Annotated in this window: 22 protein-coding genes; 13 read left to right on the forward strand and 9 right to left on the reverse strand. The window is 61.4% G+C overall.

Annotated features, from left to right (window positions below; translation table 11 throughout):
* Positions 1–10: 10 nt before the first annotated feature.
* A complete protein-coding gene (locus AAF555_01520; GenBank protein ID MEM6910236.1) occupies positions 11–988 on the reverse strand; it encodes an SAM-dependent methyltransferase in 978 nt (325 codons plus the stop codon).
* Between the two features lie 62 nt (positions 989–1,050).
* Between AAF555_01520 and AAF555_01525 the strand changes: the two genes are divergently transcribed.
* The gene (locus AAF555_01525; protein MEM6910237.1) at positions 1,051–1,284 is read left to right on the forward strand and encodes an AbrB/MazE/SpoVT family DNA-binding domain-containing protein; all 234 of its coding nucleotides are present in this window, start codon (positions 1,051–1,053) and stop codon (positions 1,282–1,284) included.
* Positions 1,284–1,679 (forward strand): PIN domain-containing protein, encoded by a 396-nt coding sequence (locus AAF555_01530; GenBank protein MEM6910238.1) that lies wholly within the window; start codon positions 1,284–1,286, stop codon positions 1,677–1,679. Before AAF555_01525 ends, AAF555_01530 begins: the two co-directional genes overlap by 1 nt.
* 58 nt (positions 1,680–1,737) lie before the next feature.
* On the opposite strand, the gene AAF555_01535 is transcribed toward AAF555_01530, so the two are convergent.
* The 3 genes from AAF555_01535 to AAF555_01545 form a co-directional block, all read right to left on the reverse strand.
* Entirely contained in the window at positions 1,738–2,421 is a 684-nt protein-coding gene (locus AAF555_01535; GenBank protein ID MEM6910239.1) for a response regulator transcription factor, read from the reverse strand.
* 33 nt (positions 2,422–2,454) lie between these two features.
* The gene (locus AAF555_01540) at positions 2,455–4,149 is read right to left on the reverse strand and encodes a HAMP domain-containing sensor histidine kinase (protein ID MEM6910240.1); all 1,695 of its coding nucleotides are present in this window, start codon (positions 4,147–4,149) and stop codon (positions 2,455–2,457) included.
* 329 nt (positions 4,150–4,478) lie between these two features.
* A complete protein-coding gene (locus tag AAF555_01545; protein ID MEM6910241.1) occupies positions 4,479–5,807 on the reverse strand; it encodes a VWA domain-containing protein in 1,329 nt (442 codons plus the stop codon).
* A 147-nt stretch (positions 5,808–5,954) separates the two neighbouring features.
* Here AAF555_01545 and AAF555_01550 point away from each other — a divergent pair, with 147 nt between their 5' ends.
* The 4 genes from AAF555_01550 to AAF555_01565 are packed head-to-tail and all read left to right on the forward strand — an operon-like array spanning position 5,955 to position 9,005.
* The gene (locus AAF555_01550) at positions 5,955–6,887 is read left to right on the forward strand and encodes a rhodanese-related sulfurtransferase (GenBank protein MEM6910242.1); all 933 of its coding nucleotides are present in this window, start codon (positions 5,955–5,957) and stop codon (positions 6,885–6,887) included.
* Entirely contained in the window at positions 6,851–7,456 is a 606-nt protein-coding gene (locus AAF555_01555) for an RNA polymerase sigma factor (GenBank protein MEM6910243.1), read from the forward strand. Before AAF555_01550 ends, AAF555_01555 begins: the two co-directional genes overlap by 37 nt.
* Positions 7,457–7,474: 18 nt before the next feature.
* Positions 7,475–8,026, forward strand: a complete 552-nt coding sequence (locus AAF555_01560) for a hypothetical protein (protein MEM6910244.1) — start codon at positions 7,475–7,477, stop codon at positions 8,024–8,026.
* 28 nt (positions 8,027–8,054) lie between these two features.
* Entirely contained in the window at positions 8,055–9,005 is a 951-nt protein-coding gene (locus AAF555_01565; GenBank protein MEM6910245.1) for a PDZ domain-containing protein, read from the forward strand.
* A gap of 84 nt (positions 9,006–9,089) precedes the next feature.
* Here the strand turns inward: AAF555_01565 and AAF555_01570 are convergent, their stop codons facing one another.
* Both AAF555_01570 and AAF555_01575 read right to left on the reverse strand, forming a co-directional pair.
* Positions 9,090–9,779, reverse strand: a complete 690-nt coding sequence (locus tag AAF555_01570; protein ID MEM6910246.1) for a DUF1080 domain-containing protein — start codon at positions 9,777–9,779, stop codon at positions 9,090–9,092.
* 30 nt (positions 9,780–9,809) lie between these two features.
* The gene (locus AAF555_01575) at positions 9,810–10,562 is read right to left on the reverse strand and encodes a DUF1080 domain-containing protein (GenBank protein MEM6910247.1); all 753 of its coding nucleotides are present in this window, start codon (positions 10,560–10,562) and stop codon (positions 9,810–9,812) included.
* A 154-nt stretch (positions 10,563–10,716) separates the two neighbouring features.
* Between AAF555_01575 and AAF555_01580 the strand changes: the two genes are divergently transcribed.
* Positions 10,717–12,537, forward strand: a complete 1,821-nt coding sequence (locus AAF555_01580) for a sulfatase-like hydrolase/transferase (protein MEM6910248.1) — start codon at positions 10,717–10,719, stop codon at positions 12,535–12,537.
* Positions 12,538–12,563: 26 nt separating this feature from the next.
* Here AAF555_01580 and AAF555_01585 read toward each other — a convergent pair whose 3' ends face one another.
* Positions 12,564–13,946, reverse strand: a complete 1,383-nt coding sequence (locus AAF555_01585; GenBank protein MEM6910249.1) for a sulfatase — start codon at positions 13,944–13,946, stop codon at positions 12,564–12,566.
* 146 nt (positions 13,947–14,092) lie between these two features.
* Here AAF555_01585 and AAF555_01590 point away from each other — a divergent pair, with 146 nt between their 5' ends.
* Genes AAF555_01590 through AAF555_01600 form a run of 3 tightly spaced genes read left to right on the forward strand, consistent with a single transcriptional unit; the run spans position 14,093 to position 18,176 of the window.
* Positions 14,093–15,088, forward strand: a complete 996-nt coding sequence (locus AAF555_01590; GenBank protein ID MEM6910250.1) for an ABC transporter ATP-binding protein — start codon at positions 14,093–14,095, stop codon at positions 15,086–15,088.
* The gene (locus AAF555_01595) at positions 15,085–16,749 is read left to right on the forward strand and encodes a hypothetical protein (GenBank protein ID MEM6910251.1); all 1,665 of its coding nucleotides are present in this window, start codon (positions 15,085–15,087) and stop codon (positions 16,747–16,749) included. The genes AAF555_01590 and AAF555_01595 overlap by 4 nt, the downstream gene beginning before the upstream one ends.
* Before the next feature lie 29 nt (positions 16,750–16,778).
* Complete coding sequence (locus tag AAF555_01600) at positions 16,779–18,176, forward strand: UTP--glucose-1-phosphate uridylyltransferase (GenBank protein MEM6910252.1); 1,398 nt, start codon at positions 16,779–16,781, stop codon at positions 18,174–18,176.
* 480 nt (positions 18,177–18,656) lie between these two features.
* Here the strand turns inward: AAF555_01600 and AAF555_01605 are convergent, their stop codons facing one another.
* Positions 18,657–19,424, reverse strand: coding sequence for a hypothetical protein (locus AAF555_01605; protein ID MEM6910253.1), 768 nt, complete (start codon positions 19,422–19,424; stop codon positions 18,657–18,659).
* 233 nt (positions 19,425–19,657) lie between these two features.
* Here AAF555_01605 and AAF555_01610 point away from each other — a divergent pair, with 233 nt between their 5' ends.
* The 3 genes from AAF555_01610 to AAF555_01620 all read left to right on the forward strand — a co-directional run bounded on the left by AAF555_01610 (position 19,658) and on the right by AAF555_01620 (position 22,723).
* On the forward strand, positions 19,658–20,545 hold the full coding sequence (locus tag AAF555_01610) for a polysaccharide deacetylase family protein (protein ID MEM6910254.1): 888 nt from the start codon (positions 19,658–19,660) through the stop codon (positions 20,543–20,545).
* A 119-nt stretch (positions 20,546–20,664) separates the two neighbouring features.
* The gene (locus tag AAF555_01615; protein ID MEM6910255.1) at positions 20,665–21,546 is read left to right on the forward strand and encodes a phosphatidate cytidylyltransferase; all 882 of its coding nucleotides are present in this window, start codon (positions 20,665–20,667) and stop codon (positions 21,544–21,546) included.
* Positions 21,539–22,723, forward strand: a complete 1,185-nt coding sequence (locus AAF555_01620) for a 1-deoxy-D-xylulose-5-phosphate reductoisomerase (protein ID MEM6910256.1) — start codon at positions 21,539–21,541, stop codon at positions 22,721–22,723. Before AAF555_01615 ends, AAF555_01620 begins: the two co-directional genes overlap by 8 nt.
* Before the next feature lie 28 nt (positions 22,724–22,751).
* Here AAF555_01620 and moaA read toward each other — a convergent pair whose 3' ends face one another.
* Positions 22,752–23,786, reverse strand: coding sequence for a GTP 3',8-cyclase MoaA (gene moaA, locus AAF555_01625; GenBank protein ID MEM6910257.1), 1,035 nt, complete (start codon positions 23,784–23,786; stop codon positions 22,752–22,754).
* Positions 23,787–23,794: the final 8 nt, after the last annotated feature.

The following is a 23,794-nucleotide window of genomic DNA, read 5'->3' on the forward strand; positions in this document are numbered from 1 at the left end:
CAGCTTGGTATTACCGCTGCGCCAAGAGCGCCAGTTCTCGATGATGGGGGCGGAGGAGTTGGAGGCGGATTTTTGAGAATTCCATTTCGCGGAGCGTGGCGAACCAGGCTTCTTTTTCGGCGACTTGCGTGGGGTCGGTCAGTTTCAGCGTCATGAGCGCTCCTCGGATGGTGGGGGCCATTTGGCAAAAACGGGCACACTCCTTGAGGATGACTTCCGGGGATTGGTTCATGTCCGAGAGAAACCAGGTGACTCCTCGGCCGAGTTCTTTCTTGCTGACGAGGGCCGCGGGTTTGCGGCAGTGGTAGAACCAGGCTTGGTCCTGTGGTGCCTGGGATCGCTTGGGGATGGCTTGCTTCATGACGACGTCGTCCAAGTTCGCGGGATCCACACCGATGACGGAGACGCCCCGGTTGAGCAGGGCCAGCACGACGCCACCGGGAGCGGCCCCGAGCTCGACGGCGATGTCCTTTTCAGAAAATTGTAGACCGAAGAAGCGGATGGCTTCTTCTAACTTCAGCCATGCCCGGGAGGGGGAAGTCTCCGGCATGACGAGGCCGGCGTCGCCTGCGGGGTCTCTGCTCAGGTGTTTCTGGTGACGATGGATGCCGGTCCAGAACTCTTCTTCACCCAGCTTGACGATGGTTCCCACGAGTTCGTCGGGATGGGGATGGTTCTTATCCGCTTCCAAAGGCACCCCCCGCATGCCTCGGTCTTGGTAGCGAGCTTGGTGAAGGACCTTGATTTCGCCGAGAAGGTCTTTGGCTTCTGCGTGACTGGCCGCTTTGCCGAGGGAGAGGCAGAGTCGGCGCGCGCAAGCGATCTCTGCTTGCAGGGAGTCGAGGGTAAAAGGCTCCTCGCCCTTAAAGGTCACGAACCCTTTCCGCTGATAGCTCAGGCGCCAGCCGAGCCCCATCGATTCCACCTCCAGCTTGAGAGCTTTCTCGGTTCGCGGGTTGGTGAGGGCGAAGAGGAAGTCGGACTGCATGGTCATTCGAAGGGGAAAACCTGATTGAAATTCGGTCGGCTAGGATATACGTATATCTTCAGATGAAAACTACGGTCTTCACATCGGGCGGCTCCCAAGCGGTTCGCATCCCGAAGGAGTTTCGTTTCGACACCAAGCGGGTGGAGATTGAACGAAAGGGGGGTGCGTTGATTCTTCGTCCTGTCTTGGAAGACAATGCTTGGCCTAAGGGTTACATTGAAGCGATTCGGGAGCAGGCGGTAGGAGAGGATTTTGCGCGACCTCCACAAGGCGAGCATCGTGACGTGTCGTGGTGATGGTGTTGCTCGATACTGATACGTGTATAGATATTTTGCGGGCGGAGCCAGCGGTCCTGGAGCGTTTCGCTGCGCTGCTTGGCAAGACGGCGTTTCTTTCTAGCATTTCCTACCATGAGCTGCGCTACGGCGCGCTGCACTCGTCTTCGCCTGAGCGGCATCTCTTGGCGTTGGCTACCTTTTTGGAACCTTTGCAGGTTCTTCCCTTTACGGTTACTTCCGCGAGGGTTTCTGCGGAGATCAGTGAGGAGCTGACGAGAAAGGGTAAACGGATTGGTCCTCTGGATACCCTGATCGCGGGACATGCTCGCGAGCATGCGCTGACCCTAATCACCGGAAATACGCAGGAGTTTGGCCGGGTTTTGGGACTTCGGCTGGAGGATTGGAGAGGGTAGCTGACTTGGTGCGCACTGATTTGGGAAGACACGGAGGTCGTCCCTCCGGGAGCGGTTATTAGGGGTAGCGGTAGCCCGCGCCGTGGACGGTTTGGATGAGTTGGGGGTCGGTGGGGTCGGATTCGATTTTTTTGCGGAGTTGGCTGATGTGCTGGTCGAGGCTGCGGCTGTGCGGGTAGTAGTCCAGGCCCCAGGCGTGCTCGTAAAGCTGGTCGCGGGTGATTACTTTTCCCCGGTGGCGATGGAGGAGTTGGAGGATCTTGAGGTCTCGGAGAGAGAGCTGGATTTCTTGGCCGTTTCTCAAGGCTCGGAGCTCGCTGGGCAGGACTTGGAGGGGGCCGAGGTCGAAGTCTTCGAGGGTGGCGTCTTTCTGGGTGAGGAGTTGGGTGCGGCGGAGGATGGCGCGGATGCGGGCCAGGATTTCGCGGACGCCGAAGGGTTTGGCGATGTAGTCGTCGGCCCCGAGTTCGAGGCCGAGGACGGTGTCGATTTCTTCGGCTTTGGCGCTCAAGAAGAGGAGGGGGATGGCGGGGTCGGTGCGGCGGATGCGTTTGCAGACTTCGTAGCCGTCGAGCTCGGGCATCATGACGTCGAGGCAGACGAGGTCTGGCTTTTCCCGGTTGAAGAGGTCGATGGCTTCGCGGCCGTTGGCGGCGGCGGCCACGGTGAAGCCTTCTTTCTCGAGGAGTTGGGTGAGGCCTTCCCGGGTGTAGCGATCGTCTTCGGCTATCAAAAGTTTCACTTTGGGAGTTTGCTCGTTTTCAGGATTCAGTTTTCAGGCGGACTGCTCGCTTCGCTTGGCAGTTTTTTGGATCAACGGGGAATCCGGAAGGGGGAGGGTGAGGACGAAGTGGGCGCCTTTGCTGGATTCGCGGAGTGCGAGGGTGGCGTTCATTTCTTGGGCCAGGGTTCGGGCGATGCTGAGTCCGATGCCGGTGCCGCTCACGCCTTCGGTCAGTTGGTCGCTCAGGCGGGTGAAGGGGGTGAAGATTTTTTCGCGGGCGTGTTGGGGGATGCCGGGGCCTTGGTCTTGGATGTGGATTTCGATGCTCCCGTTGACGTCGTGGCTGGCGATGTGGGCTCGGCCTCCTTGGGCGGCGTATTTTTCGATGTTGCTGAGGAGGTTGCCTAGGATTTGCTCGAGGGCGTCGGGGTCGGCGGAGGCGGTTTGGGTGCTTTGGAGGTCGGTCTCGACGGTGATGCCGGCGGCGTCGAGGGTGGGTTGCCAGTGGGCGAGGGTTTGTTGGATGCAGGTGTTGGGGTTGAGGGGTTGGGGGTGGAGTTGGAGCTTTTGGCGGTCGGCGCGGGCGAAGCTGAGGACGTTTTGGATGAGCCGGGAGAGGCGGGAGCTTTCTTCCTGGACGATGTGGAGGGATTGCGCAGCGGGGTGGGCAGGGCCGCCGTCGAGGTCTTCGGCGGCCATTTCGGTGTAAAGCCGGATGTTGGTAAGGGGGGTTTTCAGTTCGTGGCTGACTTGGTTGACGAAGGAGACGCGTTGGGAGGCTTCGCGGAGGGCGCGGTTGTTTTCCCGGTAGAACCACCAGGCGAGGAGAAGGAGGACAAGGGCGAGGGCGGCCAGGTTGAGGAGGACGCTGAGGGGGAGGCCGGTCCGGGGGGCGGGAATGGTGGCAGAGTAGTAGTCGAGAGTCCAGCTTTCGAGAGGGGGGGAGAGGATGAGCGAGAGGAGGGGGACTTGGCTGGCCTCCGGGCGGTGGGCTCCCCATTGATGGAGGATTTCCCGGGTGGCGCTGCGCAGGACGATGCGGGTGTCCGGGAGGGAGGCTTTCCCGCCGAGCCGGGAGGGGAGGTCGCCGATGAGACGCGCCAGGAAGGCGGCGCGATTGATTTCGGCGCCCAGGGTTTGACCGTTGTCGAGGCGGACCCAGTGGAGGAGGCCGATGTCGCTCCCATGAAAGAAGGCGTGCCAGCCGGTTTCCTGAGTGCTGACACGAGCCCGGGGGAGGCTGCGCTGGCGGGCTTGTTTTAAGCCAAAGGCGGGGGCTTGAGAGCGCTCGGGCGCGAGGGGGGCGAGGAGGTCTTCTTCCAGCTCGTTTGGCGGGGGGGAAGGGCGGGCCGTTTCCTCTTCGCCAAAGCGGAGGCCAGAGGCCCAGATGGCCTGGGTGTGGTCGAGGAATTCCAAGGAGGCGGGGTTCCGGGTGTCGGGGGCGGGGTAGAGGAGTCGGGAATCGGCATCCAGGAGAAAGGCGTGGCGGACGAGGGGGGTGGCGATGGCGCTCGGTTCGAGGGTGGCGGCGGCCCTTTGGTAGGCTTGCAGAAGCTGCTGCTCGATGCGGAGCAGTTCGCTCCGAAAGGTGGCGTCGATTTCGTTCAGCTGCTGTTCGATGAGGGATTCGAAGCGTTCGGCGGTTTGCGTTTGTTCCTTGAGGCTCATTTCCCAAGCCAAGACCGCCAGAAGCCCGAGGGGGATCAGGACGAGCAGGGCGAAGGGGACTGAAGTTTTCAGGTTCAAGTTTTTATACCAACCTCCAGAATTCACCGGAAGAATGGAGGAGAGGTGTTGTGGGGAAGAGGCGCTGAAGCGCGGGGAAGGGAGAGCCGGTGTCTTTCGAGCCAGCGCCGCGTTGCTCCTCGGTTACGGTGCCTGCACCGCGCCCTCGTGGCGCCTTGGTCTGGCCCGAAATCCACTCGGCCATTCTACCAACTAATTCTGCAGCTTGGTATTCGTTTTCAGAAAGAAGAGGCCCGGCGCAAGGCCGGGCCTCTGGGGAAGTGAGGTGGGTGAGGGAGAAGGGGGCGGGACCTCCGCCCTCGCTCTTCGGGGTTTAGTTTTTGCGGGGTTTAGTTTTTGGAGCGGTAGCCGCTGTTTTGGGTGACTTTTTCGTTTTGGCGCTGGGTCATGGCTTTGCGTTTTTCGTTCCATTCGGCCCCGATGAGGTTTTCGGCGTCGTCTCGGTTGAAGCCTGCCTCCACCCGAAGCCTGGGAGCAGCGTAGGTGGTGGCGGCTTCGTCGAGGATGAGGGCGTTTTCCCGGAGGACGGCTTTAGCTTCTTCGATTTTACCCTGATCGCGCAGGCGCATGGCGGCGAAGTTGCGTTCGTTGGCGAGGAAGTCGACGACGGCGATCATGACTTCTTTGTTGGCGGCTTCCTCGGCGGCGGCCGGGTCGTCCGTGAGGCGGGCGACCGATCGGGTTTCCAAGGTTTCGCGTTGGTCGGTCTTCATGTTGCGATAGGTGACGCGGGCGTCGGCGATGGCTTGGTCGCGGTTGGCTTGGCTGGCGGGAATTTCGTATTCCACGAGGAGGAATTTCTCCTGTTCGGCGTAGAGCTGGTTGAGGGCGATTTTGATCTTCTGGCCTTCGATGGTGGCTTCCCGTCCGAGGACGCGCACGGGGCGGATGCCGTCGGCGATTTCGATTTCGATTTCGATGGCTTGGGCCACCACGGATTGGAGGTCGCCGAGTTCTTGGTCGAAGACGGCGGCCAGCTCCTGAGGCGTTTCCACGAAGCTGTGGGTGCCATCCGAGCGGAGGGCGAGCTGGTTCATGAGGTCTTCATTGTAGCCGCCGCCCAGGCCGATGGTGGTGACGGCGATGCCTTCCCGGGCGAGCGAGGAGCCGAGGTCGCCGAGTTCCTGAGGCGTTTGCGGGCCGACGTTGGCCTGGCCATCCGAGAGGAGGATGATGCGATTGACGGCCTCAGCTTGTTTGAATTTGCGGAGTTCTTCCGCGCCTTTGGAGATGCCGGCAAAGAGGGCGGTGCTGCCGCCGCTGGTGATTTCGTCGATGGCGGCGTAGATGGCTTTTTTATGGGTGAGTTTGGTGGCGGGGACGAGGACATCCACGGTGTCGTCGTAGGTGACAATCGAGAGGATGTCTCGCGCGCTCAGGCGGGAGACGGCCATTTTGGCGGCTTGGCGGGCGTGGGCGATTTTTTGCCCCGACATGGAGCCCGAGCGGTCGAGCACGATGGTGACATTGATGGGCGCTCGCTCGGCCTCCGGCTCCATGGGGAAGCCGGTTAGCCCGACTTTGAGGTAGGAGCTTTGGGTTTCTCCCGCGAAGAGGAGGGGGTGGCTGAGCTCGGATCGGAGGAGGAGCTGGTCCTGGACGGCGGGGGCGCTTTGGAAAGCGAGGGCGGTGAAGGCAGTGAGTAGGATTTTCTTCATTGGGCAACAGGGTTGGTTGGTCCTCTACTGGGCGGCGCGGGCAGGGAAATGTCGTCAGCGGGGGGTTTGGAAATTGTAAGATGATTGTCAGCTTGAGGGAGCGGCTGCGTTTGCGGGAATTCGGTTTTCAGTTTTACTGTGCGACCCATGACAGATTTCCAGGTGCTTCTGTTTTACCTTTACACGCCGATGGCGGATCCGGAGGGGTATCGGGATCGGCACCGCGTACTTTGTGAATCACTGGAGCTGAAGGGACGAGTCTTGGTGGCGAAGGAGGGCCTCAACGGGACGGTTTCGGGAACAGCGGAGAATTGTGAGCGCTACCGGGAGGCGCTGCGCCAAGACCCGGTCACAGCGGAGATGGTCTTCAAGACGGATCCGGTGGCAGGGCATGTTTTTCCCCGACTTTCCATCAAGGTGCGCGAGGAGATTGTGAGTCTGGGACTGGGGGAGGAGGATGTGAAGCCGTGGGAGGAGACGGGTCGGTCTTTGAGCCCGCGAGAGTGGCGGGAAAGGATGGAGCAGGAAGAGGTGATCCTTTTGGATGGGCGGAATGAGTATGAGTCGGACCTGGGTCGCTTCGAGGGGGCGATCTGCCCACCGGTGGCGAATTTCCGCGAGTTTCCCGATTGGATCCGCGAGCATCTGGCCGGGGCCAAGGAACGGCCCATTTTGACCTACTGCACGGGGGGGATCCGCTGCGAGAAGCTTTCGGGGTTTCTCCTGAGGGAAGGCTTTCGTGAGGTCTACCAGCTCGAGGGGGGGATCGTGAGTTATGGGAAAGATGAGACGGTCCAAGGCGAGAAGTTTGAGGGGCAGTGTTATGTCTTCGACGAGCGGGTCGGGGTGGCGGTCAATCGGGCGGAGCCGCCCAAGGTGGTTTCCCGCTGCTCTCTCTGCGGCGAACCTTCGGACCGCTATGTGAACTGTGGCTTTTCTGGCTGCAATGCGCGGCTTTTCCTTTGTGAGGCTTGCCAGGAAAAGGAGGGGTGTTTCTGCAAGGAGGCTTGTCGGGAGGCGAGCGAAGTCCCCGAGACAAATGAATGCGTGCACGACGCCTCCGTCTCAGCATCACCATGACCTCACAAGAAAACTCGCCCGCAGCCACGCAAGAATGGCGCAACTGGTTCGATAAAAACGGCAATCGCCTCCTCCTCTTCTCCCGGCAGCAGACCCGCTCGGCTGCGGACGCGGAGGATGTGCTGCAAGACGCCATCATCCGCCTCTGGAAGTGGCGCTTGAACAAGGGGGAAGACCCCAACCAGCTTCCCAGTCTGGCGGAGGCTTACACGGCCATCCGCCGGACGGCCATTGACCTCGGTCGCAAGGAGACCCGCCGGGTCAAGCGGGAGCAAAATGTGGTGGAGTTCGACGATGAGTTCGGCGTCACTTGGTTCGAGAGTTCGCTCGAAGAAGACGAACGAGATGAGCAGTTGCGCGATGCCATGAAAGAGCTACCGGACAAGTTCAAGGAGGTGTTGACGCTCAAGATTTGGACTGGTTTGACCTTTGCGCAAATCGCTGAGACCCTCGATATCCCACAAAACACCGCTGCCTCCCGCTATCGCTACGCCCTGGAAGCGCTCCGCCGAAAAATCGTGGGCAAAGCAAATTATTCCGATTTTAACAACATGATGCTTTTGGCCTGACGCTTGAGTTGCGAAATTATGAGTGAGCTGACCACAGAAGAAATCGAAGCCCGACTCCAAGCGCTGGTTCCGGCAGCGCCCACCGCCCGCTTGAAGGACCGGATCGAGAAGGCGCTTCTTTCCGATGATCCCCTGCCCGCCGCGCTTCCCGAGCCAGAAAAGGGCAAGGTCCTTCGCCCCAGCTTCCTGCGATGGGTGCCGGTGGCGGCGGCTGCCTGTCTCGCGCTTTTCCTTAGCATGCAGGTGATCCCGCAATTGCAGGGAACCCAAGAGACGGTTTTGGCGGGGGTCCATGCCGAGGCCCCGATGGAGAGCCCTTCTAGCACCCCGGCCATTGCAGGCGTGGAAGCTCCGATCTCCCCCGTTTCTCTCTCGGAAGGGGATGCATCAGCCAAGCTGGTGCGGACGGTCGATGAGGGAGTGCGGCAGTTGGCTAATGGGCAAGTGGTGCGCGTGCTGCGCTACGAGTATTTGGATTCGAAGGAGTTTGTGGACCCGGCGACGGGGCGGAATGTGCGAATGACCCTCCCCCGAACCGAGTGGCGGCAAGTTCCTGCCAAGTTGGATTGATATCGACTGCCCCGATCAAGATCGATCTATGAAGCGGACGTTCGTTTCAACTGCGGTCCTGTGCTCGCTGGTGACTTTTGCGAGTGGGCAAGCAGGACAAGCGACTGAGGATTCTGCTAGGCAGGCTTGGTTAGGCATCGCCACCAACAAGCTGCCGGAGATCCTTTATCAGCATCTCGACATCCCGACCGGTTCGGGCCTGGCGGTCGATTACGTGGCGCCCGGGAGTCCGGCGGAGCGAGGGGGCTTGCAGAAAGACGACATTCTGGTGCGGCTTGACGAACAACTCCTGATCAATCCGGAACAACTCTCGGTCTTGGTGCGCCAACGGGCGGTCGGCTCGACCGCCACCCTGGAAGTCCTTCGCAAAAAGGAGCCGCTGTCCTTGCAGGTCGAGTTTGGTTCTTTGCCCCCGGCCATGGCTGAGAAGAGACCGCTTCCGTCTTCGCCTTCGGGGGGCGCTTCTTCCATCGATCAGCTTTTGGAGGAGTTTTTGGGTGAGGACCTCTTGGGAGACGCTCTCGACCGCTTGCGCCAGGAGGGTGGGGTGAGAGGGGTGGATCCTCTCTTGATGGACCAGTTTCAATCCCTTCTGGAAAATCGGCTGGGGGAGGTCCTCCCACCGAGCGGGCCTGGGGTCCATCGTCGGGTCATGAATTTCGACGGAGAGGAGCTGCTTCTCCAGGATCAAGAGGGCTCCATCAAGGTTTTCTCGAAAGAAGGCAAGAAATGGTTGGAGGCACGCGATGGAGACAATGAGGTGGTCTTCAGTGGCCCCTACGAGACGGAAGAGGAGAAGGCCAAGGTGCCGGAAGCGCTCCGGGATCGTTTGGGGTCGGTTTCAATGGCCGGGGGGGACCTTTCCGAGCAACTTCGCCAGACGTTCCAGTTTCAGTTGCCACCTGTGCCGGCCGTTCCCGAAGGGGAGGGCGAGGGGTTGAAGGAGTTGATTCCCGAGCTGCCGTCGGAAGAGGACTAATTTTCCTTCTCCCGAACTGGGTCGAACTGAGGTTTCGGGATTCAGGCAGTTGGCCCTTCTGCCACTTGGTCTGGCTGCTTCTTTTTACAGTGGGAGGAGGGAGATGTTTCTCCAGCGGACTTGGAAGGGGCCGACTCCGGGTTTGATGCTGTGGACTTGAAAGCCGAGGAAGCCTTCCGAGAAGTGGGAAGTGCTGTCTTCTCCATCGGTCACGAGCTGGTCATTGATCCAGACCCGAATTCTTTTTCCTTCGACCCGAATTTTGTAGTGGTTCCAGTCTTCTTTGAGGTAGGCCTTGGCAGCGGTTTTGGGCGAGCCTTCCACCAGCCACCCGCCCACGCCTTCAAAGTAAATCGAGCCGGCTTTGTTGTTGGCGGCGATTTCCACTTGGGGTCCAGTGAGGCTGCCGGATTTGGTCCGCTTGCTGGCTTTCTTGAGGGTGGTTCCGGTGAGTTCTTCGGGCAGGTTTTCCGTGCTGTCGATCGAACGAATCTGCACCCCGCTATTGAGCTTGGGATCACATTGGACCTCGAAGGTGAGTTCGAAGTCGGAGAAGGTTTGCTCCGGGCAGAGGAAGGTGTTGGGAGACTTCGGCTGAGTCGTTCCCACGATGGCCCCTTCGACGACCTCGTAAGTGGCTCGGCCTCCTTTGACTGACCAGCCCTCCAGGTCCGTCCCGTTAAAAAGCTGGATGGGCTCGGCCGCGTGGAGGCAAGAGCTGGCCAGCGCGCTGGAGAGAAGAAGAGAGAGGGGCAGGGGGCGGGGAGTTTTCATGGTTGGAAAATGGGGAGGAAGGGGGGCAGGTTACAGTTCCTTGACCAAGATATTACGGAAGTGAATGAGGCCTTCTTCCGCCTTGTGAACTTGCAGGGCAAAATAGCCGCTCAGGAACTCTTCATTTTGAAAATGGGCGCACGGCACTCCATTGACCCAAGTTTTGACGGTGGCGCCCTCGGCGTGGATGGTGATGCGGTTCCAGTCATCGAACTTGACGGCCTGACGGGCTTCTTGGTGGGCATCCAGCCAGAGGGGGTAGAGAAAGCCTCCCAATCCTTGGCCGTAGACGCCGCCCGTCCACCCGCGTTTCCGGGCGGCTTCTTCCAGCTCGACCTGCGGCCCCTGGACGCCTCCTCGGCCGATGACTCGGGAGCGGAATTGAATGCCAGAGTTGCCTTGGAGAAGCCATTTGAACTCCACCGTGAAGATGAAGTCCGTGAAGTCGTCTCGAACCGTGCAGAGGTAGGAATTGGCCTGGGGTGGCACGTAGGTGCCCACGATGGCTTCCCCTTCTGCGTGGTAGAGATTGTCGGCTCCGCGCTGGACCCAGCCATCAAGGTTCTTTCCATTGTAGAGCGAGACGAAGCCCTGGCTCAAGTCTGGCTCGGGGTCGGTGTTGAGAAGCATGGCCGAAGGCTCCGGGGTGGAGGGCTTTTCGCGCAGCTTTTGGTAGAGCTTCTCAAATCGGGGAGCGAGCTGCGGGGCTTCGGGCTCGTCCGCCAGGCCGGGGGAGGCCCCGGCGAGCAAGCAGGCTACGGAGAGGGGGAGGAAGTATTTCATGGTTTGTCTTTTATGCTTTCCATGGGCCTTCGACGGCAGGCGGTTGGTTAAAATCGATTTTTGTGCGTGGCGATGAAAAATTTTTGTCAGGCCTCTCGAGGTCTGTCTCAGCCCCGTGAAGCATTCTGTACTCGTTCCTTTCGGTTTCTTTTTTATGGCGGCCCCGACTGCTTTGTTGGCGGAGTTGGAAAAGCCCAACATCGTTTGGATCTGCGGCGAGGATCTCGGGGCGCAGTTGAGTCCTTATGGTGAAGAGCACGCCCGGCGGGCGGAGACGCCCCATATCGACTGGTTGGCCAGCCAGGGCCTGACTTACCAAATCGCTTGGTCGAATTTTCCGGTGTGCCGCCCCGCGCGGACCACTTTGGCCATGGGTATGTATGCGGAGAGCCTGGGTGGGCAGCATATGCGCTCGGTGATCCCGCGCCCGCCGGGTTCCAAAATGTATCCCGAGATTCTCCAAGAAGAGGGCTATGAGACCATCAACCATGGCAAGGAGGACTACGCCATCAAGAAGGTGAAAGGGCTCTGGAGCAGCCAGGCGGATCTGGCCACCGCCAAGCAGCCATTCTTCATGAAGCTGCAAGACGGCAAGCTCCATGAGGGTGGGGTGCGGGCCAAAATGAAAGAGCTGAGCCAGGAGACCCTCCCCCGCTACGACCTTCCGGGTTTCCAACCGGACATCCCCGAGATGCATCGTGCTTGGCATGCGCTTTATCGACGGATCGAGGAGTTTGACGCGAAGATCGGTCGCTGGCTTGAGACGATGGAAGAGCAGGGTCTGATGGAGAACACCATCATTATGCTGTGGGGGGACCACGGCCCCGGCCTGGCCCGCGGCAAGAGACACACGAGGGACTTTGGTCTACGCGTTCCCCTGATTTTTTATATTCCGGAGAAGTTTCGCGCCCATTTGGCTCCGGAGGAGTATCGGCCGGGTGGGGTGAGTGAGCGCCCGGTGGGGTTTGTGGATATCGCGCCCACCATGTTGAGCCTGGCCGGCATCGAAGCGCCGGAGATGATGCAAGGCGAGCCCTTTATGGGTCCGTTTGCCAAAGCCCCTTCCCGCTATGTCTTTGGCGCGCGGGGGCGGATGGATGAACGGATCGATATGGTGCGGACGGTGCGGGATGAGCGTTACCAACTGTTGCGAAATTACCAGCCTCACTTGCCCTATGGCCAACATGTCGCGACGCTCTTCAAAAATGAGGTGATGGGGCCGTGGCAGCGCTTGAGCGCTAGCGGCCAGATCAAGCCGCCGCCGGCTACCTACTGGGAACGCAAGCCTCCGATCGAGCTTTATGATCTGCAAGAGGATCCCGATCAAATTCACAATCTGGCGGAGGATCCGCAGGTTCGTCCGATTCGCGATCGGCTCCTGGCCGCCTTGCACCAGCATCAGGAATCCATCCGCGATACCGGCTTCCTGCCCGAGGCCCAGATTCATAGCCGCCCGGCCAAGAACCAATCGCCATACGAGTGGGCTCAATCGCCTGCCTATGAGCTTGAGAGGATCCGGAGGATGGCGGAGCTGGCAGCCGATACGTCCCCGGAAGCGGGGCCGCAGTTGCTGGCTGGCTTGGAGGATGAGGACCCAGCGATCCAATACTGGGCGGCTTTGGGCTTTCTCAACCGAGGGAGCGAGGTGGGGCGCGCCCACCTGGAAGAGCTGCGATCTTTCAGCGAAAGCGGGAGCGCTCCGACGGCCCGGGTGGCGACGGCGGAGGCGCTCGTCCAGTATGGGGAGGTCCAAGATCGGGCCGTCGGTCTGGCGGTCTTGCTGGAGCTGGCCGACCAAGAAACGCCCTCTTCGGACCAGTATGTGGCCTTGGCGGCTCTCAATGCCTTGGACCGTTTGGGGGAAGCCGCTCTCCCCCTTTACCCGGAGCTGAAGGAGCTGAAGGCGGCCAAGTATGGAGCCTTGGTGCTCTCGGAAACGCTTCTGCCGAGGTTGGAAAGCTTTCGAGGGCGGTAGCTCTCGGGCCTTGTTTTGTGAGCGGCCTATTTCGGCGGTTCGGGCATGTTGGCGACGAGGCCGCGAAGGCGGGTGAGGACGGCGGCGTATTCCGGGTTGTCTGCCAGGTTGTAGTGTTCCTCCGGGTCATGCTGGTGATCGTAGAGGGCCTCGCTGCCTCGTTTCCAGAGGGTGTAGCGATAGCGTGGATCCCGCACGGAGCGGTCTCCATTGCAGTAGGAGTAGGCGATTTCTCGTCGGGGCGCGTTCGGGTCCTGCAAGAGCGGGACGAGGCTGAGCCCTTCGAGGTGGTCCGGCGGCTCCAGTCCGCAGAGTTCGGCCAAGGTGGGGTAGAGATCGATGAACTCCACGATGCGATCGGTGCTCTGGCCTGCTTGCGCCATCCCGGGGCTGGAAATCAGGAGGGGAGCGCGGCAGGATCGCTCAAAGAGGACTGCTTTGTTCCAGTAGTCTTTCTCTCCGACTTGGAAGCCGTGATCGCCGAAGAAGACAATGTGGGTGTTCTTCAGCAGGCCCTTGGCCTCCATGTGGTCGAGGACGCGACCCAGTTGCTCATCCATGTAGGAGGTGCCCGCATAGTAGGCTTGCATGGCGCGGAGCTTTTCTTCGTGGGTCATGTTCTGGAAGGCCTTTTGGAAGACGTGATAGAAGGCGTAGTCCGGCACGGTGCTGGCATCGCCTGGGGTCTGGGGGAGCTGGAGCGAGTCGAGTGGATAGAGGTCGAAGAAGCGTTTGGGCGCGAAGAAGGGGTCGTGCGGTCGGGCGAAGCCGACCGCGAGGAAGAAGGGCACCCCGTCCGCTGCCAGTTCATCCGCCCGCCGGATGGTGGCGCGGGCGATTTGGAAGTCCTTGAGAAACTCTTCGCCTTCGGTGACGGAGCGCCATTGGAACCAGGGCACGGTGTCATCGCCCAGCATGGCTCCTGGGCCTCGGGTCCGTTTTTCTTGTCCTTGCTGATAGAATCGCGGTTCCCGGTCCATCGGAAGAAGGTCGCCGGTGTAGAGGTCGGAAATCTGGGTCCAGGACTGGGGATCGCGCTGGTGGAAGACTTTGCCGGTGGAGATGGCCCGGTAGCCATTTTCTTTGAAGAGCTGGGGGAGGGTGACGAGATCGGGCAGGAGTTCCCGGAGGGAATCGGCGTTGTTGAGGTTGCCGCTGGTGCCGGGGTAGAGGCCGGAGAGGAAGGAATTGCGGCTGGGGTTGCAGAGCGGGTATTGGCAGTAGGCTCGATTGAACTGGAGGCTGCGCGCCCGAAGCCGGTCGAGGTGAGGGGTCTGCACCAAGGGGTGTCCGTAGGAGGCGATGTCGACATTGAGGTCGTCGACCACGATGAAGAGCACATTGGGGGCGCTTGCTAGTCCGCCCAGTGGCAAGCCAGCCACCAAGAGGGCGAGGAGGAAGGGTTTCATTTCGGTGGAGACGGTGGAGCAGGTTTTCCGGGTGCCAAACGACAAATCTCCTTTCCTGCTCTCTTCCTTGGACTGGGCCAAGAGCGGAGTCGCGCTCGGGGAGACGGTCGCTTGACGGAGAAGGGGGCCAAGCGTAGCGCCGCTGGATGGCGGCTGCTGCGGAATTCCCTCCTCCTCCTCCTCCTTCCGAGGGCCCGCCTTGGGCGGTCGAGCTGCGAGATCTGCGAGTCGATTACGGGGAGACTCTGGCGGTCAATGATCTCACCCTTCAGATCCGGCGGGGCGAGGTCTTCGGGCTGGTCGGTCCGAATGGGGCCGGGAAGACGAGCACCTTCAAAGTGCTCGCGACCCTGCTGGAGCCGACCTACGGGGAGGTGCGGATCGGGGGGCTGGACTTGGCCGAGGAACCGTCAGCGGTTCGCAGTCGCTTAGGCTACATGCCCGATCTCGCACCCGTCCCGAGCGACTTGCGGGTCTGGGAATTTCTCGATTTCTTCGGAGCGGCCCACGGGCTTTCCTCTCAGGAGAGAGCGGAGCGCAGCGAGGAGTCTCTCCAAGCGGTCCGCCTGACCGAAAAACGCCAGGCGAAGTGCTCGGACCTTTCTCGAGGGATGAAGCAGCGACTGGTGCTGGCCAAGGTCATGCTGCATCGGCCAGAGCTGCTCATTCTGGACGAGCCGGCCAGTGGCATGGATCCCTTGTCCCGCCTGGCTTTGCGGGAATCCCTCCAGGCCTGGGCCAAGGAGGGGCGTGCGGTCGTGGTCAGTTCTCACATCCTGGGCGAGCTGTCTGAGATGTGCACCCGGATTGGGGTGCTGCATCAAGGAGCGCTCTTGGCGGAGGGACCAGTCGATGAGGTGGCCAATCGCTTGGCAGGCCAAGGCCGGAAGATCCGCGTGCGCTTTTTGCCGGGGCCGAGGGCGGGGGAGCGGATGGCTTCGCTTGTGCAAGAGGACCCTGCGGTGACCGGTTTGGAGCTAGAGGAGGGCGAGGCGATTTTTTTCTACGCCGGCCAGGCAGAGGAGCAGGTCGCGCTTCTGAGACGCTTGGTCGAGGGGGGGCTGCAGGTGGAGAGTTTCGCCGAGGAGCGGGCTCGCTTGGAGGAGGCCCTGGTGAGCTTGGATGGGGGGGAGCAGGAGTGAGAGAGGGGACCTGGTGGAAGAATCCGATTTTTCGGCGCTATGTCCGCTCGCGCTTGCGCTGGCAGTCTTTTTTCAGCTGGGGGCTGGTCATGCTGCTGCTGACGGGCTTTGTCTATCTGCTGTCCTTTCTTTTGACGCGGGAGCGCTTGCTTTCGGCCGGGATGGGGGAGGCGCTCGCCCAGCGGGAGGGCTTCCGGGCCACCCTTCTTCCCCTGCTGGTGGTGCAGGGAATCATGCTGCTGCTGATGGGCACGGGGGCGGTGGCGTCCGGCATTGGCCGGGAGAGAGAGGAGGGCATGGTGGACTACCAACGCCTGACGCCTCTTTCCCCCGCGACCAAGGCCTTGGGCTACCTCTTTGGCCTGCCGGTGCGCGAGTATGCCTTCTTCCTGCTGACGGTGCCCTTTTTGGTGGCCACCGCGGTGGGCGGAGCCATCCCCTTGGGTGCTTTGCTGCGCGTTTACAGCGTCTTTTTCGCTTCGGCCTGTCTTTATCACCTCACGGGGTTGGTGGCGGGTTTGGTTTTGAAGCGCTCGGCCATGGCGGCTCGGGGAACGCAATTCCTGGTGGTGGTTCTGTATCTCCTGATGCCGCGTTTTTCCGATTTGGGGATTTCTTTTTTTGAGTACCTCACGGTCCGGCCGGTGGCCCTGGCCGAGTTCCAATCCTTGCTCGATTTCGATCTGGGAGACGGGGACGCGGTTTGGTTGCAGGGGGTGCCGCTTTTCCATCTGGAAGTGGAGCAGGCGGTTTTTTCCTTGCTGCTGCAGACGGGCTTGGCGGTGGTGTTGTTTGCCATCGTGCGGCGGCGCTGGGCCCGGCAGGCAGGCTTGCTTCTCGGTAAGAACTTCGCGCTGGGGGCGTTCTCGGCCATGCTGCTGCTCTTGGTCGGCCATCTCATCCCGATGGTGCGAAGCGAAGCCCTCTTCGAGCTGCGCTCCGCTTCTTGGTGGCGCACGACCTCGGGGTGGGGGGCCTTGGGGCAGACGGCCCTGATCGGCTTGGTGGCTTTGGCGTCCTTCGGCATGCTGGTGACGGTGGTGGGAGGGCTGCTCACGCTGGCCATTACCCCCGGCCGGGAAATGATCCTGCGCGGTCTCCGCCGGGCTCGCAAGCGTTCGCTGAAACGGCTGTCGCTTTCGGCCGATGAGTCCCCGAGTGGGCTCTATGTGCTGGGAATCGTTGGGCTGGTATCGCTGGCCTGGTGGCTGCTGGCCCGCGAGCTGAGCGGGCTGCCACGGATGGCGGAGGCCCTGCCTTCTGGGACGCCTTTTTGGTCCTATCTTCTGGTGCCGATTTTGGCCATCGGGCTGGCGCATTGGACGTGGGAGTGCTTCGGCCCGCGAGGCTTGTTTGTTCTGGTGGTGCCGGGCTGGATTCTCCCCCCGATGGTGGGGGTGATCTTGATTTCGGCCCAGCTGATCGAGCCCCAGGCGGTCTATCTCCTGGCGTGGAATCCGGTGACGCTTTGCTTCTTCCAAGTGTTCCGGGAGATGAGGGTGCCGGATACCTTGCCCTTGGCCCCCGCGTATTGGCTTTCCTTGGCAGGGCATGGCTTGGCTTGGGGCTGCTTGGGCTGGTGGCGAGGGAAGATGAGTCGGCGTTTGCAGCAAGCGGTGGCCAGCAACGAGCGGGTTTCCTTTCCTCAGGAGTTCACTTGACCTCCCGGTGAGATGACGTTGAAGGAGGCATGGCCGATTTCACTCCCATCGCCGAAAAAATGCGCCGAGCTGGTTTGGGCGAGCCCGTGATTCGCTCCTTCGAGCGCAACTACCAGGCGCTGGTGGCCGGTTCCAGCACGGACATTCCCGAGGCCAGCATTCGCCCAGCGGTCGATCTTCCTCGTGCGGACCAGTTGCCCGAAGGCGATGACTCGCTGCTTTCCCAAGCGGTCGTGATCAAACTGAACGGCGGTCTGGGCACGAGTATGGGGCTTTCAAAGGCCAAGTCTCTTTTGGAGGTGCGGGATGGGCAATCGTTTCTCGATCTGATCGCGAAGCAGGTCGCCTGGCGGCGGGCCCAGGGGGCGCCCACCCTGCGGTTTCTGCTCATGAACAGTTTTTCGACGAGCGAGGACTCCCGGGCGGCGCTGGCCAAGCATCCCGAGCTGGGCCCCCCAGAGGAGCTGGAGTTTGTCCAAAACAAGGTCCCCAAGCTCTCGGCCTCTGATTTTTCGGCGGCCCAATGGGCGGCCCAACCGGAACTGGAATGGTGCCCGCCCGGCCACGGGGATCTCTACCTGGCCTTGGCTGGTTCCGGGAAGCTGGCGGCGCTTTTGGCTGAGGGCGTGAAGTATGCGTTCATTTCCAATGCGGACAATCTGGGGGCGTGGCCGGATCCGGCCATTCTTCGCCATTTCGCCGAGAGCGAGAGTTCGTTTCTGATGGAGGTGACGCGGCGGACCGAGAGCGATAAGAAAGGAGGGCACTTGGCAGTGCGGGTGGCGGATGAGCAGCTGGTGCTGCGGGAGGTGGCGCAGTGTCCGGAGGAGGACCTCGAGCGCTTCCAAGACATTGCCAGACACCGCTTTTTCAATACCAACAATCTCTGGGTTCGGCTGGATCGCCTACAAGAGGCGCTCGAAGCCAACGACGGGATCTTTCCCCTGCCGTGCATTCGCAACCAAAAGACGGTCGATCCACGAGAGGGCGATTCCCCAGCGGTCTTCCAGCTGGAAACGGCCATGGGGGCGGCGGTCGAGTGCTTTGGCGACGCCACGGCCCTGGAGGTGCCCCGCTCTCGTTTCGCCCCGGTCAAGCTGACCTCCGATCTGCTGGCGCTGCGCTCGGACGCCTTTCAAGTGACGGAGGACTTTCGGTTGGAGTTGGTGGCCGAGCGAGAGGGCCAGCCTCCTTTCATCGAGCTAGATAAGAAGCACTACAAGCTAGTGGAAGGCTTGGACGCTCTTTTGGCGACCGGTGTCCCCTCCTTGGCGGCTTGCCAACGGCTTTCGGTGCAAGGGCCGGCCCGCTTTGCCGAGGGGGTCCGTTGTCAGGGTGAGGTGACCTTTGAGAATCCGGGGGACGAGGTGGCCGTGATTCCGGCGGGGACCTATCAGGATGAGAAGGTTTCGCTTTCTGGTTCCTGATCGCTCGAGAGGCCGCCTCATACCAAGCTCCAGAATTCACTGTTAGAATGGAGGGAAGGTGTTGTGGGGAAGAGGCGCTGAAGCGCGGGGAAGGAAGAGCCGGTGTCTTTCGAGCCAGCCCTGCGTTGCTCCTCGGTTACGGTGCCTGTACCGCGCCCTCGTGGCGCCTTGGTCTGGCCCGAAATCCACTCGGCCATTCTACCAGCCAATTCTGCAGCTTGGTATCATACCAAGCTTCAGAATTCACTGGTAGAATGGAGGAAAGGTGTTGTGGGGAAGAGGCGCTGAAGCGCGGGGAAGGGAGAGCCGGTGTCTTTCGAGCCAGCCCAGCGTTGCTTCTCGGTTACGGTGCCTGCACCGCGCCCTCGTCGCGCCTTGGTCTGGCCCGAAATCCACTCGGCCATTCTACCAGCCAATTCTGGACCTTGGTATAACGCATCGTGTTCCCGTGACAGGTCAGGGGAGCAATCTCTCCAAAGTTTACTGCGGGTTGACCGGGGTTTGCGTGTTCGGGTTCGGCTGTTCGAACTCAAAGCCATTCCCAAATCCTCCGGGAAAGAGTGGGAAGAATGGGCCGAAGCCCAAGGGAGTGGGAGCGGGGGTCTCCGGGCCCGCTTCTTGAGGAGTCGGGATCAGGGTCTTGGGTCCTTTGGGCGAGCTTTTGAAGCCGTTTTTGCCCCCGGTTGTGATGGCGCTCGGGTCATTGCCTAAGATGCGCGTGATGGCACCCCGAATTTCCGCCTCCGCGTAGGGCGCGTTGCGAATGGCGCAGGCCTGGATGACGGGGGCCTGTGTGGGGTAGGCCGAGACGGCAGCCGCCACGATTTCACTCACGATTTCGGCCGAACCTTCTACCGAGACGATGGCCGTGCTCACGATCTCGCAGGCATACTGGGGAAACTGCAGCATGTAATCCTCGACGATGTTGAGAAGCATCCCAGGGGCGCGTTCGATGTCGTCCTCCACCTTTTTTGAAAGTTCGAGGGCATCCTCGGGTTGGTGGGCTTGCATGGCCGTCGGGATGAGCACCCGGTCGCCCGCTTCGGCGGCCAGCACGGTGGGCTCTTGGTCGACGGCGGCCGCAGCAATCGTCACTTGAGAAACTGCTGCTCCCAGGAGGGAATTCGTTTCCTGAGAAGCGCCCATGGCAGTGGGGACCAGGAGGCGATCGCCCGGCTCGATGGCCAAAGCAGGAAGGCTCAAGACCACGAGGGCGAGAGGGATCAAAGTGAGAGGAGCGTTCTTCATGACTTTGCGTGTTGGGAATGAGAATAACCGATCCCGTGAGGATTGGTCAATCCAAAATTTATAGAAATTCAGAAAAAGAACAGATAATTCTATCAAAAATGAGAATATTGGGCAGGGAGGGAGAGTCGACGAGGGGGAACTTCCCGGGGGGCGTTTCCGTTCTGAGATTTTTTCTATCGGTCTGGCCTTGGTCTGATATGTTCGGCCACCTTTTTTCCCGAGCCTTCTTAGCAATGATTTCCCAACCTGTGCGGACTGTCCTTCTCATCGCTCTCTCGATCTTTCCCCTTCTCTCCCTGGGCGGTTGTCGAGGACGGGGCGGCAGCGATGGTCCGGCGGTCATTGTGAGCGATGAGAGCAAGCCGGACGGTCAGGGGCGGAATTCGAATGCCCGGGCCCGACGCGCCATTGAGTATGATGGCCCGGTCCGCAGGAATCCCGACATCGTGGTGCGGGGCAATTACACCCCCGATGGCAGGCAGATCACGTGGTCGCGAGCCAATGTCCCCGGGCCCTTCGTGGCCTTGACTTTCGACGATGGTCCGCATCCCACGAATACCCCGCGTCTCTTGGACATTCTGAAGCGACGCAACATCACGGCGACCTTTTTTGTGGTTGGCTCGAACACCAACGCCTACCCGGGCATCATCCGGCGGATGGTGGCGGAGGGCCACGAGGTGGCCAACCACACGGTCAACCATCCCAATCTGACCCAGCTCTCCCAGAACGGGGTGCGCCGGGAACTCGATGGATCGCGCGACGCCATCCAACGAGCCTGCGGGGTGACCCCCACTCTGATGCGACCGCCTTACGGCGCGCTTTCCCGCTACCAGCGAGCCTGGATCATGGAGGAGTATCGCTACCCCACCATTTTGTGGGACGTGGACCCGCGGGACTGGACGCGACCTGGCGCGGCCGTGGTGGCGGACCGCATTGTCAAGGGCACCCGCAATGGCTCGATCATCCTGGCCCATGACATCCACGCTCCCACCATCGATGCCATGCCTTCGACCTTGGACCGATTGCTCGGGAAGGGGTTTCGCTTCGTCACGGTCTCGGAGCTTTTGGCCTTGCATCAAGCGAGCGCTCCCACTCCCGAGGCGACCGGGACCGAGGAGTAAGCCGACCCGCCTGGCGCCCGCGGATGAGGCTGGCGTGATCCCACCCCGAGTTTGACTTTTTCATGACGCCGCCTGCCCCGCCTGCTGATACGGATCGTGCCCCTCAGGAGGAGAAACCCGTGAGCAAGAGGCGAACGCTTCTCAGGCGGACGTGCAGCACGCTGGTGCTCTGGGCGCTCGTGACGGTGGCGCTCTTATTGAGTGAAGGCTGGCTCTTTTTCCTGATCTTGGGAGGCATTTCTTTGCTGGGCTTGTGGGAGTATCTTTTGATGCTCGGCCCCCAGGTGCCGTCTCCCCTGCGGGTCTTCTCTTTTTTGAGTGGCCTACTCTACCTGGGAGCGATGTATGCCTGGCTCCATCTCACGGGGGACCCGGTCGTGGGACAGCTCGATACCGGGATGTTGGTGCTCCTGATGATCGGCGCCTTCATTTTCCAATTGAGCGGCCGCTTCCGGGAGGAGCGGTCCATTTGGGATGTCATGCATTCGGTCTTTGCCGTGCTCTATACCTGTTTCCTGTTCAATTTCGCGACGCGGCTGCTTTATCTTCCCAAGGTGGAGGAGGTGGGCGCGACTTCGGGGCAGCTTTACATTCTCTTTCTGCTGGTGGCGACCAAGTTCACTGATATGGGAGCCTTTCTGACCGGGATGGCTTTTGGCCGCACCAAGATGTCGCCCAGCATCAGTCCGAAGAAGACTTGGGAAGGGTTTGCTGGATCGATCGTCTTTGGCGTCCTCGGTGGGGCGCTCATTTACTGGATTTTCCAAGACCGTCTTTGGGGAATGACTTGGCTGCATGTCTTTGTGATGGGTTTGCTCATCAGTCTCATGGCGGTGGTGGGAGATTTGGCCGAGTCCATGATGAAGCGGACCTTGCAGGTCAAGGACAGCGGGGGGGTCTTGCCCGGGATTGGCGGGGTCCTCGACCTCATTGACAGCATCTGCTTCACGGCGCCGCTTATGTATTTCTACCTCCAGCTCTTCGTCTTCCGCTATGTCTGAACCCCGGCAGCGGAAGGTGGTCATCCTGGGCAGCACGGGCTCGATCGGCACGAGCGCGCTCCAAGTGGCCCGCCGCATTCCTGAACGGATGCAGGTGGTGGGGTTGGCGGCCAATCGGAACCTGCCCGGGCTGGCCCAGCAGGCGGCGGAGTTCGGGGTGCGCGAGGTCGGCTTGGGCAGCACCGCGCTCCGGGAGGAGTTCGCCGCGGCCCTCCCGGAGGCCAATCGCCACCAGGGGGTGGAGGGACTGTGTGAGTTGGCGACTTTGCCGGAGGCGGACTTGGTGCTGGTCTCGATCATCGGGGTGGAGGGCTTGCGGCCGGCCCTGGCTGCCATCGAGGCGGGCAAGGACATTGCCGTAGCCAGCAAGGAGATCTTGGTGATGGCGGGGGAGATCGTGATGGCCGCGGCCCGGCATCAAGGGGTGCAAGTCCTTCCGGTCGATAGCGAGCACAACGCCATTTTCCAATGTCTCGCCGGAATGGAGCGCGAGCAGGTGGCTCGGCTCATTTTGACCGCTTCGGGGGGGCCCTTCCGGGAAACGCCGAGCGAGGATTTGGAGGCGGTCACTCCTGAAAGAGCCCTCCGCCACCCGACTTGGGAGATGGGTCAGAAAATCACCATCGATTCAGCGACGCTTTTCAACAAGGGCCTGGAGATGATCGAGGCCCGCTGGCTCTTCGACATCGAGATGGCGCGGGTGGAGGTGGTGGTCCATCCGCAGAGCATCGTTCACTCTCTGGTCGAGACGGTGGACGGCTCCCTGCTGGCCCAGCTGAGCGTGACCGATATGTGCTTTCCCATTCAGTATGCGGTCACTTGGCCGGAGCGGGTGGAAGCGGCGGTCGAGCGGCTGGACTTGGCGCGCTTGGCTCGACTCGACTTCGAGGCGCCTCGGACCGAGGATTTTCCGGCGCTCGACTTGGCCAGGGAAGCCGGCCGCCAGGGGGGCACGCTGCCCTCTGTTCTCAATGCCGCCAATGAGGTGGCGGTGGCGGCTTTTCTGGAGGGACGACTCTCCTTTCCCGGCATCTGGCGTCTGGTGGGCCAGGTTATGGAGACCCATGCGGTGGGTCGGGGTTCGACCTTGGAGGAGTTGCTCGAGGCGGACCTTTGGGCCCGGGTGGAGGCGGGGAGGCAGTTGGAATCGGGCCCCGTCCGGGTCCAGACTTCTTAGGCGGGCTCTTTCGGTTTCAGAGGCAGCTTTATCCGCCGATGTAGCCCATTTCCACTTTCTGGACGGCTTTGCCTTCGGCGCGCTCTTCGGAGTAGCGGTCTTTGCGTCCGGACCAGAGGGCGCGCAGGCGCTGGGAGAGTTCGGCGTCGGCGCAGGGCAGCCAGGGACGCAAGTCCGTCCCCCGGGAGGCGAAGAGGCAGGTGAAGAGCTGGCCTTCGGCCGAGAGGCGCGCTCGATTGCAGTCCCGGCAAAAGGGCTCGCTGATGGAGGAGACGAAGCCGATTTCTGCGCCGGGGGCGGCGTCGAGCACCCGGTAGCGACGGGCCACTTCCCCACGATAGGCGGCCTCGAGCGGTTCGAGGGTCCAGTGCTCCGAGACTTGCGCGTGGAGGTCTTTGGTGGGCACGACTTGCTCTCGCTTCCAGTCGTTGCTATTGCCGACGTCCATGTATTCGATGAAGCGCAGGGGGAGGCCCCGCTCGATGAAGTGGCGGGCCAGAGGGACGATTTCGTGATGATTGACGCCGCGCCGCACCACGGTGTTGACCTTGACGCCGAGGCCGAGGGACCGAGCGCGATCAATGCCACGCAAGACTGGCTCCGGGCTGCGGAGGCGCTCTCCGCTGAGGTGGCGAACGGAGGTGGGACTCATCCCATCGAGGCTGACGGTGACGCGATGCAGGCCCGCTTCGGCCAAGGGCGCGGCCAGAGCCTCCAAGCGGACGCCATTGGTGGTGAGCGCGAGGTCGTCCAACTCGGGAATGGCGGCCAAGCTGGCGACGAGTTCGGGCAATTTCGGGCGAAGCAGCGGCTCCCCTCCAGTGAGGCGGAGTTTGCGCAGGCCGAGCGGCACGAAGGCGCGGATGATGCGCTCGATGTCGAGGAAGGAGAGCCAAGCCGAGGAGGGCAGGAAGGGGTAGTCCGCCCCGAAGATTTCCCGCGGCATGCAGTAGGGGCAGCGGAGGTTGCAGCGGTCGATGAGAGAGACGCGCAGGTCGCGCAGGGGGCGACCTAGCTGGTCGAGCGCGGGCGGAGAAGCGACTGCTGCTTGCGCGGGTTTCATCCGTTTTT

It is taken from the genome of Verrucomicrobiota bacterium (genome assembly GCA_039027815.1).
Taxonomy (GTDB): Bacteria; Verrucomicrobiota; Verrucomicrobiia; order Verrucomicrobiales; family JBCCJK01; genus JBCCJK01.